General features: G+C 56.1%; 11 protein-coding genes and 4 tRNA genes. 5 read left to right on the forward strand and 10 right to left on the reverse strand.

Features of this window, described 5'->3' with window-relative positions; translation table 11 throughout:
- Positions 1 to 41: 41 nt before the first annotated feature.
- The 5 genes from yigB to lptM are packed head-to-tail and all read right to left on the reverse strand — an operon-like array spanning position 42 to position 3,424.
- Positions 42 to 758, reverse strand: a complete 717-nt coding sequence (gene yigB, locus ACMGGM_RS12450) for a 5-amino-6-(5-phospho-D-ribitylamino)uracil phosphatase YigB (protein ID WP_063943793.1) — start codon at positions 756 to 758, stop codon at positions 42 to 44.
- Positions 758 to 1,660 carry a tyrosine recombinase XerC gene (xerC, locus tag ACMGGM_RS12455; RefSeq protein ID WP_063943795.1) on the reverse strand — a complete coding sequence of 301 codons (903 nt, stop codon included), beginning with the start codon at positions 1,658 to 1,660 and terminating at the stop codon, positions 758 to 760. Before xerC ends, yigB begins: the two co-directional genes overlap by 1 nt.
- Positions 1,657 to 2,364 (reverse strand): DUF484 domain-containing protein, encoded by a 708-nt coding sequence (locus ACMGGM_RS12460; protein ID WP_023331571.1) that lies wholly within the window; start codon positions 2,362 to 2,364, stop codon positions 1,657 to 1,659. Before ACMGGM_RS12460 ends, xerC begins: the two co-directional genes overlap by 4 nt.
- Positions 2,361 to 3,185: a diaminopimelate epimerase gene (gene dapF / locus ACMGGM_RS12465; protein WP_014885649.1), complete on the reverse strand. Its 825-nt coding sequence runs from the start codon at positions 3,183 to 3,185 to the stop codon at positions 2,361 to 2,363. The genes ACMGGM_RS12460 and dapF overlap by 4 nt, the downstream gene beginning before the upstream one ends.
- Positions 3,186 to 3,220: 35 nt before the next feature.
- On the reverse strand, positions 3,221 to 3,424 hold the full coding sequence (gene lptM / locus ACMGGM_RS12470; protein ID WP_014885650.1) for an LPS translocon maturation chaperone LptM: 204 nt from the start codon (positions 3,422 to 3,424) through the stop codon (positions 3,221 to 3,223).
- 135 nt (positions 3,425 to 3,559) lie between these two features.
- Between lptM and cyaY the strand changes: the two genes are divergently transcribed.
- Positions 3,560 to 3,880, forward strand: coding sequence for an iron donor protein CyaY (gene cyaY, locus ACMGGM_RS12475; RefSeq protein ID WP_050862996.1), 321 nt, complete (start codon positions 3,560 to 3,562; stop codon positions 3,878 to 3,880).
- 91 nt (positions 3,881 to 3,971) lie between these two features.
- On the opposite strand, the gene cyaA is transcribed toward cyaY, so the two are convergent.
- A complete protein-coding gene (gene cyaA / locus ACMGGM_RS12480) occupies positions 3,972 to 6,515 on the reverse strand; it encodes a class I adenylate cyclase (protein ID WP_014885652.1) in 2,544 nt (847 codons plus the stop codon).
- 350 nt (positions 6,516 to 6,865) lie between these two features.
- Between cyaA and hemC the strand changes: the two genes are divergently transcribed.
- Genes hemC through hemY form a run of 4 tightly spaced genes read left to right on the forward strand, consistent with a single transcriptional unit; the run spans position 6,866 to position 10,969 of the window.
- Entirely contained in the window at positions 6,866 to 7,807 is a 942-nt protein-coding gene (gene hemC / locus ACMGGM_RS12485) for a hydroxymethylbilane synthase (RefSeq protein WP_063943797.1), read from the forward strand.
- Complete coding sequence (hemD, locus tag ACMGGM_RS12490; RefSeq protein WP_014885654.1) at positions 7,804 to 8,544, forward strand: uroporphyrinogen-III synthase; 741 nt, start codon at positions 7,804 to 7,806, stop codon at positions 8,542 to 8,544. Before hemC ends, hemD begins: the two co-directional genes overlap by 4 nt.
- Positions 8,545 to 8,564: 20 nt before the next feature.
- Complete coding sequence (gene hemX / locus ACMGGM_RS12495) at positions 8,565 to 9,767, forward strand: uroporphyrinogen-III C-methyltransferase (protein WP_063943799.1); 1,203 nt, start codon at positions 8,565 to 8,567, stop codon at positions 9,765 to 9,767.
- Positions 9,768 to 9,769: 2 nt separating this feature from the next.
- Positions 9,770 to 10,969, forward strand: a complete 1,200-nt coding sequence (gene hemY, locus ACMGGM_RS12500; protein ID WP_014885656.1) for a protoheme IX biogenesis protein HemY — start codon at positions 9,770 to 9,772, stop codon at positions 10,967 to 10,969.
- 541 nt (positions 10,970 to 11,510) lie between these two features.
- On the opposite strand, the gene ACMGGM_RS12505 is transcribed toward hemY, so the two are convergent.
- The 4 genes from ACMGGM_RS12505 to ACMGGM_RS12520 all read right to left on the reverse strand — a co-directional run bounded on the left by ACMGGM_RS12505 (position 11,511) and on the right by ACMGGM_RS12520 (position 11,958).
- A tRNA-Pro gene (locus ACMGGM_RS12505) sits at positions 11,511 to 11,587 on the reverse strand.
- 45 nt (positions 11,588 to 11,632) lie between these two features.
- Positions 11,633 to 11,717 (reverse strand) — tRNA-Leu (locus ACMGGM_RS12510).
- A gap of 21 nt (positions 11,718 to 11,738) precedes the next feature.
- Positions 11,739 to 11,814: transfer RNA gene (locus ACMGGM_RS12515), tRNA-His, on the reverse strand.
- A gap of 67 nt (positions 11,815 to 11,881) precedes the next feature.
- A tRNA-Arg gene (locus ACMGGM_RS12520) sits at positions 11,882 to 11,958 on the reverse strand.
- Position 11,959: the final 1 nt, after the last annotated feature.

An 11,959-nucleotide genomic window follows, 5' to 3' on the forward strand; every position in this document is an offset into this window, starting at 1 on the left:
CAACTGCAAAACCCTGGTAATTTATACAATATTACTGGTGATTATATCAGCGTCGTGAGGGATGCCAACCGTGAAATTTCCACGTGCGGCAGAAGACGGCTATCCAGCGTGGTCATCAGGTCGGCGTTCTCTGGTTTGATCCAGCAGGCCTGCATGCCGCAGCGGATAGCGCCAGCCACGTCGGTGGTGAGGTCATCACCCACATGCAGAATGTTACCCAGCGGCAGAGTTAGTTTTTCCGCCGCCAGATGGTACATATCGCTGAACGGCTTGGCGCGCCCATGCGGGCCCGCGCGCAGCACAAACTCAAAGTAATGATCGAGACCAAACAGCTCCGGCTGCGCATTGCCGTTTGTGATGGCCACCAGCGGCCACTTTTCGGCGAGCTTCGCCAGCGTGTCGTGGGCCTCCTGCGGCACGTCGATACGGCTGCGCCATTTGGCAAAGTTTTCCATCGCTGCCTCAGCACCGATGGCCGCGTCCTGCACGCTCAGACCCGCGTTGAGCATCGCCTGCTCCACCGCGCGGCGACGCCATTCGGTCACATCATGGTAAATGTCCGGCTCGGTCTCCCGCAGGGACTGACGCAGCGTCTGGAAGTCCTTGTTCTGCATCGCTTTCAGCGCCGGATGGTAATTCTGTACAAACGCCAGCGATTCCTGCTCGGTACGCAGAATCACCTCGCGGTTGTCATAAAGGGTGTCATCAAGGTCAAACGTCAGGGCTGAGATCTGGCCGAGTGGGCGGTAAAAACGCATTATTTCCCCCGTTTGGCGCGTGGATGCGCCGCGTCATACACCGAGGCAAGGTGTTGGAAGTCTAAGTGGGTGTAGATTTGAGTGGTCGACAGATTCGCATGGCCGAGGAGCTCCTGCACGCCGCGCAGATCGCCGCTCGACTCAAGCATGTGTGTCGCAAAAGAGTGGCGCAGCTTATGCGGGTGAACATGACTGTTCAGCCCCTGCTTAATACCCCACTCCGCAAAGCGCTTCTGTACGTTACGCGCCGAGATCCGCTTGCCGAGTTTCGATAAAAACAGCGCATCTTCTTCCGCGCCAAATAGCCCGCGCAGGTCAAGCCAGTGCTCAATCCAGGCGACGGCATTGCGGCCAATGGGCAGGCGGCGCTCTTTGCTGCCCTTGCCCATCACCCACACTTCGCCGGTGTCCAGATCGAGATGTTTTATATCGAGATTGACCAGTTCAGACAGACGCAGTCCGGCACCGTACATCACCTCCAGCATCGCGCGGTCACGCACCGCCAACGGATCGTTCAGATCGATATCCAGCAGACGGTTTACGTCGTCGACGTCGATATTTTTCGGCAGATGGCGCGGGGCTTTCGGCGTGGCGATCCCTTTTGCCGGGTTGGCTTTTATGCCACCCTTGCTGACCAGCCAGTCAAAGAAACTGCGTAGCGCGGAAAGCCTGAGCGCCAGGCTCGCCGGGCTGAGGTTTTTTTTACGGCTACGCACAACGAACCCGCGTACCGTGGCAGCGTCACATTGTTGCCAGCTTTTCAGGCCGATCTCGTCGGCAATCTGCATGATGGCATCAAGCTGACGCTGGTAGTTAAGCAGCGTAATGGGGCTGAGCTGACGTTCCACCCCCAGATAGCGCAGAAAGCGCGCGACGTCAGTGGAAAGCAGTCCGTCCGTCATACGCGTTCAATCCAGCGCTCCAGCAGTTCGGGCAGCATCAGGGCGATCTCCTGCAGCAGGTGCGTGGCCTGGCCTTGCTCGTAGTGGTGCGCGTCGCGGCTGGTAAATAACATGACGCCCAGATCGCCATCGCGTCCCATCAGCGACATCGCCACCGAGCCAATCGCCTTCGCTTCCGGTAATACCACCAGCAGTTCAGGCCCGTTCAGCGGCCCCAGATAGTGATGCGCATGGCCCAGACGCTGAATGCGCAGCGGTTCAAACGCCTGACGACTGAGCGCCAGATGGGTAAACCCGGACGGTGCGCCAATGCGCCAGCGGTCAGGAAAAAGACGAATCGTTGCACCCGCCAGCCCAAGCTCACGCGCCCAGCGGTGGAAGCGGCTAAGGAACTCATCAAGGCTGTGCGCCGAGGCCAGACGCGCCTGCAAATGCAGCAAACGATAGAACAGGCTTTCGTTGGTACTGGCCTGTTCCATCAGCAGCGTCATGTTCTCTTCAAGCTGATTGATGTGGTTGCGCGAGCGCGCCATGTGCCATTCGACCAGCGACACGGTCCCGCGAACCGGATGCGGCACGCGCATCTCTTCGACGACGCGTGCATTGCGAATAAAAAACTCAGGATTGCGCAGCAGATAATCCACAACAGCTCTGTCGTCCAGTTCCGTCACTGTTTCCTGCAGTTCTTCCCCTGGTTGTTTCATAGATGGATAAACCCGTCATAGACATGTGCCGCCGGGCCAGTCATATACAGTGGATGACCCGGTCCTTTCCAGGCGATATCAAGCCGACCGCCCGGTAACTCGACGCGAACCTCTTCGGCGAGTAGCCCCTGTGAGATGCCGACCGCCACGGCCGCACACGCACCGCTACCGCAGGCCTGGGTTTCGCCCGCGCCGCGCTCGTAAACCCGCAGGCGGATGTGCTCACGCTTCACCACCTGCATGAAACCGATGTTCGCCCGCTCCGGAAAACGCTCGTGGCCTTCCAGCACCGGACCGAGCGTTTCAACCGCGGCGGTTTCCACATCATCTACCTGAATCACGCAGTGCGGATTACCCATCGAGACGACGCCGCACAATACTGTCTGCTCGGCCGCACGCATAATATAGGTCTTTTCCGCTTTGTTTGCGCGAAACGGCACGGCAGAGGGTTCGAAGTTAGGCTCGCCCATGTTCACGCGCACCAGTTCGTCATCGGTGACGCTGAGCACCATGCGGCCGTTGGCCGTACTGACGCGAATATCGCGCTTGTTGGTCAGCCCTTTCAGGCGGACAAAGCGGGCAAAACAGCGCGCACCGTTGCCGCACTGGTTAACCTCGCTGCCGTCCGCGTTAAAAATACGGTAGTGGAAATCGAGGTCGGGATCGTATGGCGGCTCAACCACCAGCAGTTGATCAAACCCCACGCCCAGATGCCGATCCGCCAGGCGACGGATAAGTTCCGGGGAGAAAAACACATTCTGCGTTACCGCGTCGACGACCATAAAATCGTTGCCAAGGCCATGCATTTTAGAGAACTGCATCATTTGCTCCATTGCGCGGGTACAGAACGTTGTCGTCAGAGATTAACCTGAGTCGGGCCACCGTTGTCGCCACGATCGTTAGTATTTGGCGTGGTAGACTCAATGCCGCTTTGGACGGGTTTCGTCGGCGGCGGCGCGGTTTTATCCGCAGGTGGGAAGTAGAGTGGTCCCTTCAGTCCGCAGCCCGTCAGGCTAAACAGGGTGATGAGAACGGCAAGCGTTCGGAAAGCGTTTTTCATTATAAAGTTGCCCGTAAGTTCAAATCTGTTTCTATCATCGCAGGAGAAGACACAAAAGCAAGAGTTTGCCGCTTTCCTGCAACGGGAATTATTTAGCGTTATACTGCCGGCATCACGAAAAACAGGAACAAAACCATGAACGACAGTGAATTCCATCGCCTTGCAGACACCCTGTGGATGACCATCGAAGAACGTCTCGACGACTGGGACGGCGACAGCGATATCGATTGTGAAATCAACGGCGGCATTCTGACCCTGAGCTTCGAAAACGGCAGCAAAATTATTATTAACCGCCAGGAACCGCTTCACCAGGTCTGGCTGGCCGCAAAACAGGGCGGGTATCATTTCGATCTGAAAGACGGGGAATGGGTTTGCGACCGCAGCGGCGAAACGTTCTGGGATTTGCTGGAGCAGGCAGCGTCGGCGCAGGCGGGTGAGACCGTCAGTTTCAGGTAGTTTTGTTGCCGGGTGGCGCTGCGCTTACCCGGCCTACGCGTTCGGGCTGTTGTAGGCCCGGTAAAGCGTAGCCGCCACCGGGATCACGAAATCAGGAGAAATACTGCTGCAACAGCGGTGCGGTATCCTGGTTTGCTGGCACCGCAGGGGTAATTGCCTGCGTACGGAACGGGATCACCTGCGCTCGCCCATCAACGTTCACAATCTGATAGAACTGCGGCAGGTTGAAGTTGATAAAGCTGGAGCCATAGGTGAAGCGGTCATGTGAAGAAGAGTAGAAACGGCTGACGTCGCGCACCAGCTCCTCTTTGCTACCTTCACAATGGTGATACACCTCGGCGCGGTTGGTCTCATCCAGAATGTAAATGTTAAACCCGGCATCGTCGCCCGACTCTTCGAAGAAGAACTGAATAATCCCTTCACTCGCAAAGCCGTCCACCACCTGTGGCAGTTTGACGTGGTTGGTTTCCACCTGGACCGACAGTCCATGCAGCTTGTTATGTGAAATCGCCCCGTAAAACTCAATGGCGTTTTCCAGCTTCTGTACCGATACATTCAGACGTTCGAAGAACAGCCCCCAGGTCTGGCCGGAGACGCGCAGCGCTTTAAAGCGCCCGGTTTCCTGACGGGTGCTGGAGAGACGCAGCTCGATGCACTCGGATACCAGCTGCTGCACGCGGGTACGAATCAAACCGCGCAGGTGCTGGCTGTAGCAGAACACTTCGACGCTGTCCGGCGGCGCGGCGTCCTGGTGCATTTTGCCCAGAATAGTTTTCAGCGCTTCGATCATCGCCTGCTCGCCGTTGAAATGCAGAGTACGCACTTCATTCCACGAGTTGCGGTACAGCAGATCCACGCTGCCCACCAGACAGTTTTGCTGTTCGCCAAAGCTGAAGACGTCCAGTTTGCGGAAGTCAAAATGGACTACCTGATTACGGAAAGCTGCCGTCGGGTCGTATTCCAGGTTGACGATAATCGCCAGATGGCGAATTTCACAGGGGCTGTAGAGCGCTTTCGGCGTTGGCGCAGGCAGACGCAGTGGGAAGTGGTGCGAAACATCCGCCACCATCTCCTGCAGCTTGGCTAAATCGACGACCTCGTTGCCCTTGATAAACAGGCGGGTACGTGAAGTCAGCAGACCGTTAAACCACGCCCAGGCCACCAGTTTGTTCAGGTAGCGGTTATATTCCAACGGCTGATGGCTGATGATCGAGTCCATGCTAGGCGCACGGTTGTACAGATACCACCCGGTGCGGTTTGCGCGGCCCGGCGGTACATAGATAAAGGTCAGGTTCGGTTCTGACAGGTCAGGCGAAATCTGCGGGTTCACCAGGGTGACTTTGCCCGGCAGCGCTTCAAACGCGGCATAGAGCTTACGAGTCAGTACGCCAATGTCCTGCGGGCTGGCGGAGACGCTAAGGTTGTTGCGGCGCGCAAAGCGGATCAGGTTACGGTAGCTTTGCATCATCGCATCGAGCAGTTCGTTATGCGCTTCACGCACCTGATCGATTTTCCAGTTAGCACGGTTGTCGAGCATGGACAGACGCGCTTCGTCCCATCCCCACTCTTTCACTAACTGGCTGACCACTTCACGACGCCAGCCCACACAGGCGCGCTCGCGGCTCAGTTTTTCACAAACTTTGAGATAAAAACATCGACGCACCAGGTCAAGACGCGTGGAGTCATCAATGGCTTTCAGGTATTCGGTAACGCGTTCCAGCATCATGCAGTAGGCATCAAGCCCGTAGGAGACAATCTCACCATCGTGCAGGCGCTGCTTGATATCTTTCGCCAGCAGACGTGGCGTGGGGTATTCCCAGGAGTAAGCTTCAAGCAACAGCGTTTTCAACACCGCTTTGTACGGTGAATCAATGCTCTTATAGAGCTGCCAGAGGCTAGCGCCGAAGTACTCTTCTGCGGACAGGGAGCTAAGGCCGCCCAGATCCAGCCACTCGTTTGGCGTCAGAACGCCCTGCGAATAAAGCGACATGACGTAGTCGTCATAATTCTCTTCTTCATCGCACGGCACCATATTCCACAGAATACGCTTCCCGGCCAGACGCACAGCAGTACGATAAAATTCATCCAGCAATAAGATGTGCTGAGTCGAGCCGCAGTCTTCACCACCCAGACTGCCGCTTTCGTTATGGCGGAAACGGTTTTCATCAATCAGGAAGAAGCTCACTTCTACGCCAAGCGACGCGGCCCAGCTCTCCAGAAGGCTGCATTTACGCTGCAGCAGCTGCCGCTCTTCGTTATCGAGCCAGGATTGATGGCAGACCCAGATATCCAGGTCTGAAGAACAGCTTTGCCCTACCGATGAGGTACTCCCCATCGTGTAAACGCCGGTAATCGGCAATTCACCTGTCGGTGATTCCTGCGGCGGCATGCCGCGGTAGAGTTCCAGCTCGTTCAGATAATGCTGTTGGGTTTCATCAGGCGTGAAAAGACATATGCCTCTGGGAACGTTACCGTCAAGGTACCCAGGCATCAGCGGATGGTGATAGTGCAATAATGTCGGCAGCAGACTGTATACCTGCTGGAAAGCAGGGCCCATGGCAGCAAGCGCGCGATCCACGCGCAATTGATTTATGGCATCCAGTCTCTGTTTCAGAGTCTCAATATAGAGGTACAAGACGTATCGCCTGATGTTTCCGGGTGTCGTAAGCCATTCAAAACACGAATAACCGCGAGCCCGCAGTATTTCAAAAAGATAACCGTTACCCTTTTTTCGCCCTTATCATTATGGTGGTACCGACGAAAAAATGGTCTAAAACGTGATCAATTTAACACCTTGCCGGTTGACCGTAAAGAAAGATGCGCTACATACAAGTGTAGCACCGTTCTGTACGTGTAAATTCCTGAATACGGCTATGGCTGGCCAATACGCCACCGTGTCCCTCTCGCGCTTCATCAACCGTAAAACTGCCATCCCAGAGTCAACAATGTTAGGATGGTTAGCGATTGATAATGACGGTAACAAGCATGTTAGACAATGTTTTGAGAATTGCCACACGCCAAAGCCCTCTCGCGCTCTGGCAGGCACATTATGTTAAGCAGCGCCTTGAAGCCTGCCACAATGGATTGCGCGTCGAGCTGGTGCCGCTGGTCACGCGCGGTGACGTGATCCTGGATACGCCACTGGCGAAGGTGGGCGGCAAGGGCCTGTTTGTCAAAGAACTGGAACTGGCATTGCTTGAGAACCGCGCCGATATCGCCGTGCACTCCATGAAAGATGTGCCCGTCGAGTTCCCGGAAGGGCTGGGGCTGGTGACCATCTGCGAGCGCGAAGATCCGCGTGATGCGTTTGTCTCTAACCGCTATGACTCGCTTGATGCGTTGCCCGAAGGTAGCGTAGTTGGCACCTCCAGTTTACGCCGTCAGTGTCAGCTGGCGGAGCGTCGCCCTGACCTGATCATCCGCTCGCTGCGCGGCAACGTCGGCACACGCCTGGGCAAACTGGATAACGGTGAATACGATGCCATTATTCTTGCCGTCGCTGGACTGAAGCGTCTGGGGCTGGAGGAACGCATTCGCGTGGCGCTACCACCAGAACTGTCGCTGCCGGCCGTGGGCCAGGGTGCCGTCGGCATTGAGTGCCGTCTGGACGATGTGCGTACCCGCGAACTGCTCGCGCCGCTGAACCATGACGAGACCGCTATCCGCGTAAAAGCCGAGCGGGCGATGAATACCCGCCTCGAAGGCGGATGCCAGGTGCCGATTGGCAGCTATGCTGAATTAACCGAAGGGAAACTCTGGCTGCGCGCGCTGGTGGGTGCCCCGGACGGTTCGCAGATGGTACGCGGCGAACGTCGTGGCAATCCGCAAGATGCCGAACAGCTTGGCGTGTCGCTGGCGGAAGAGCTGCTGAATAACGGCGCGCGTGAAATCCTGGCTGAGGTCTATAACGGAGAACCCCCTGCATGAGTATTCTTGTCACCCGCCCTTCTCCCGCAGGAGAGCAGTTAGTGAGCCGTCTGCGCACACTGGGGCAGGTGGCCTGGAGTTTTCCGCTGATTGAATTCTCCCCCGGTCGCGAGCTCTCTGCGCTCGCCGATCGGATAAATACCCTGCAGGAAGGCGATCTGCTGTTTGCGTTGTCGCAACATGCCGTGGAATTCGCCAACGCCCAGCTGCAACAGCAAAGTCTGTCCTGGACAACTGCCCCACGCTATTTCGCCATTGGTCGCTCAACGGCGCTGGCGCTGCATACCGTAAGCGGCGCTGATGTTCGCTACCCGTTAGATCGGGAAATTAGCGAAGTCTTGCTACAATTACCTGAATTACAAACTATTGCCGGAAAGCGCGCGCTCATTTTGCGCGGCAATGGTGGCCGCGAGCTGCTGGGCGAAACGCTGCGTGAACGGGGTGCCGACGTGACGTTTGTTGAGTGCTATCAGCGTTGCGCAAAGCACTACGATGGCGCGGAAGAAGCGATGCGCTGGCACGCGCGCGGCATTAATACGCTGGTGGTCACCAGCGGTGAAATGTTACAACAGCTTTGGTCGCTGATACCGCATTGGTATCGCGAAAACTGGTTACTCCGCTGTCGGCTTCTGGTCGTCAGTGAGCGTCTGGCGAACCTCGCCCGGGAACTGGGCTGGCAGGATATTCGGATCGCTGATAACGCCGACAACGATGCGCTGCTGCGCGCATTACAATAACTCTCAAATGGGAAGCCATAATGACGGAACACGAAAAATCCTCCGCCGTGGTTGAAGAGACCAGGGAGACTGTGGACACCACGCCACAGCCAGAGACGACTGAGAAAACCGCTGAGAAGAAAAACGGCAGCAACAAAACCAGCCTCGCGCTGAGCGCAATTGCCATCGCCATTGCACTGGCGGCAGGTGTTGGCCTGTACGGCCTTGTGAAGCAACAGGGCGCTAACCAGACGGCCACCAGCGATACGCTGGTCAATCAGCTTACCTCCCTGCAAAAAGCGCAGGAAACGCAGAAAACCGAGCTGGAAGCGGTGATTAAGCAGCAGGCTGCCGCGCTGGCCGAGGCAAACAGCAAACAGCAAGAGCTGACCAAACAACTGGACGAAGTACAGCAGAAAGTCGCCACGATTTCCGGTACCGATGCCAAAACCTGGCTGCTCTCTCAGGCCGATTTCCTCGTAAAACTCGCCGGGCGTAAGCTCTGGAGCGACCAGGACGTTACCACCGCCGCCGCACTGCTGAAAAGCGCCGATGCAAGCCTGGCAGACATGAACGATCCCAGCCTCATTACCGCACGTCGCGCGATCACCGAAGATATCGCGAGCCTTTCCGCCGTTTCGCAGGTGGATTACGACGGCATTATCCTCAAGGTGAACCAGCTTTCGAATCAGATTGATAACCTGCAGCTGGCGGATAACAACGACGACGACTCCCCCATGGATTCCGACGGTACCGAGCTTTCCAGCTCTCTGAGCGAATGGCGCATTAACCTGCAGAAAAGCTGGCAGAACTTTATGGACAGCTTTATCACCATCCGTCGCCGCGATGAAACCGCTGTACCGCTGTTAGCGCCGAATCAGGATATCTATCTGCGCGAAAACATCCGTTCCCGCCTGCTGGTGGCGGCTCAGGCTGTGCCGCGTCATCAGGAAGAGACCTACAAACAGGCGCTGGATAACGTCTCGACGTGGGTGCGTGCGTATTACAATACCGATGACGCGACGACCACCGCTTTCCTCGAAGACATCGACAAGCTGAGCCAGCAGAACATCACGATGAACGTACCGGATAAGCTGGCCAGCCAGCCGATTCTGGAGAAACTGATGCAGACGCGCGTGCGTAACCTGCTGGCACAGCCGGGCGTTCCGGTAGAGCAAACAGGTGGAGCGGCACCAGCGCCAGCGCCAGCGCCAGCGCCTGAAAGCGCGCCACAAGGAGAGTAATGATGCTAAAAGTTCTCTTACTCTTCATCTTGTTGATCGCCGGGATCGTCCTGGGACCGATGCTTGCCGGTCATCAGGGATACGTTCTGATCCAGACCGATAATTACAACATCGAAACCAGCGTAACGGGTCTGGTGATTATTCTGATCCTCGGCGTCGTAGTACTGCTGGCAGTCGAATGGATCCTGCGCCGTATTTTTCGTACCGGCGCGCATACGCGCGGCTGGTTCGTTGGCCGCAAGCGTCGTCGTGCGCGTAAGCAAACCGAGCAGGCGCTGCTTAAGCTCGCCGAAGGCGATTATCAGCAGGTTGAAAAGCTGATGTCGAAAAATGCCGACCATGCAGAACAGCCGGTGGTGAACTATCTTCTGGCTGCCGAAGCAGCGCAGCAGCGCGGTGATGAAGCCCGTGCGAATCAGCATCTGGAACGTGCGTCAGAACTGGCTTCTGGTGACCCGATTCCGGTGGAGATCACCCGCGTTCGTCTGCAGCTGGCACGCAATGAGAACCATGCGGCGCGCCATGGCATTGACCGCCTGCTGGAAATCGCTCCCCGCCATCCTGAAGTCCTGCGTCTTGCCGAACAGGCTTATATTCGTACCGGTGCGTGGGGCTCGCTGCTGGACATCATTCCGTCAATGGCGAAGGCCGAAGTGGGTGATGACGAGCATCGTGACGAGCTTCAGCGTCTGGCATGGATTGGCCTGATGGATCAGGCACGCGCCGACCTGGGTAGCGACGGCCTGAAGACCTGGTGGAAAAATCAGAGCCGGAAAACGCGTCAGCAGGTTCCTCTGCAGGTGGCGATGGCGGAACATCTTATTGAATGTGACGATCATGACACCGCCCAGGAGATCCTCCTCGACGGTCTCAAGCGCCAGTACGACGATCGTCTGGTCATGGTGATCCCGCGCCTGAAAACCAATAACCCAGAGCAAGTCGAGAAAGTGCTGCGTCAGCAGATCAAAACCGTCGGTGACCGCCCGCTGCTGTGGAGCACGCTGGGCCAGTCGCTGATGAAGCACGGCGAATGGCAGGAGGCGAGCCTCGCCTTCCGTGCGGCACTGAAACAGCGTCCGGACGCCTATGACTACGCGTGGCTTGCCGATACGCTCGACAAACAGCATAAGCCAGAAGAGGCTGCTGCCATGCGGCGAGATGGGTTGCTGTTGACGTTGCAGAACAACGGCACGCAGCAGTAATTCACAGGGAGGCCAGACGGCCTCCTTTTTTTATGGGCATAAAAAAACGCCTGCTATAAAAGCAGGCGTTAAAACAGGTCTGTAAGACAACATATTTGGTGCTTCACTCAACGTTATGTCCATGGTGTCTGATGAGGCCGAAGCGACATCTGTCAGTGGACGATAAGCACCGTAAATGGCTCTGCGTCATTCCTGAGTTTATGAGGCACTAAGGCGAACATAAGAGATGGAATGAGCATCTACACGTATATTATTGCACGTAACGTGCCAGAGTTACACGCAAAACGTTTACATGACGCAACATTTTAAGATAAAAGGAAATTATGCTGTTAAGCACTGTCTGAAGCTTCATAACGTATCGCTAAATGCAGAAATATGTCGTCAGAAAGAGACAGTAAAGCCCCTAAATAAATATTTTTATCACTTTCAACGGATTACATGTCGCTGAATCGCGACACTGAAAAAGGGCGCTGTCGGGGAATCACTACAGGAAAGAAACATCACAGAAAACAAAAAACCCCGCCGAAGCGGGGTTCAAAATTGGTCGGCGAGAGAGGATTCGAACCTCCGACCCACTGGTCCCAAACCAGTTGCGCTACCAAGCTGCGCTACTCGCCGATGTACTGCTTTTTGAATTTTTAGTTCAATTCATTTAAAAAGTCGTGGTGCGAGGGGGGGACTCGAACCCCCACATCCTAAGGACACTAACACCTGAAGCTAGCGCGTCTACCAATTCCGCCACCTTCGCAATTCACAACTCTTTCAATAATGGGGTGGCTAATGGGATTCGAACCCACGACAACTGGAATCACAATCCAGGGCTCTACCAACTGAGCTATAGCCACCACTGTATTCTTTCACGCGGTACTGACTACTTCTCAGACCACCGCAGCTCTAGCGCCGGGACTAAAATGGCGCGCCCGACAGGATTCGAACCTGAGACCTCTGCCTCCGGAGGGCAGCGCTCTATCCAGCTGAGCTACGGGCGCT

The sequence above is a fragment of the Enterobacter sp. BNK-14 genome, from assembly GCF_047456095.1.
GTDB classification, from domain to species: Bacteria; Pseudomonadota; Gammaproteobacteria; order Enterobacterales; family Enterobacteriaceae; genus Enterobacter; species Enterobacter kobei.

What these genes read in the sequence shown, in the direction of transcription:
- yigB (WP_063943793.1), bottom strand. Translation starts at nt 758, where the DNA reads ATGCGTTTTTACCGCCCACTCGGCCAGATCTCAGCCCTGACGTTTGAC.
- xerC (WP_063943795.1), bottom strand. Translation starts at nt 1,660, where the DNA reads ATGACGGACGGACTGCTTTCCACTGACGTCGCGCGCTTTCTGCGCTAT.
- ACMGGM_RS12460 (WP_023331571.1), bottom strand. Translation starts at nt 2,364, where the DNA reads ATGAAACAACCAGGGGAAGAACTGCAGGAAACAGTGACGGAACTGGAC.
- dapF (WP_014885649.1), bottom strand. Translation starts at nt 3,185, where the DNA reads ATGCAGTTCTCTAAAATGCATGGCCTTGGCAACGATTTTATGGTCGTC.
- lptM (WP_014885650.1), bottom strand. Translation starts at nt 3,424, where the DNA reads ATGAAAAACGCTTTCCGAACGCTTGCCGTTCTCATCACCCTGTTTAGC.
- cyaY (WP_050862996.1), top strand. Translation starts at nt 3,560, where the DNA reads ATGAACGACAGTGAATTCCATCGCCTTGCAGACACCCTGTGGATGACC.
- hemC (WP_063943797.1), top strand. Translation starts at nt 6,866, where the DNA reads ATGTTAGACAATGTTTTGAGAATTGCCACACGCCAAAGCCCTCTCGCG.
- hemD (WP_014885654.1), top strand. Translation starts at nt 7,804, where the DNA reads ATGAGTATTCTTGTCACCCGCCCTTCTCCCGCAGGAGAGCAGTTAGTG.
- hemX (WP_063943799.1), top strand. Translation starts at nt 8,565, where the DNA reads ATGACGGAACACGAAAAATCCTCCGCCGTGGTTGAAGAGACCAGGGAG.
- hemY (WP_014885656.1), top strand. Translation starts at nt 9,770, where the DNA reads ATGCTAAAAGTTCTCTTACTCTTCATCTTGTTGATCGCCGGGATCGTC.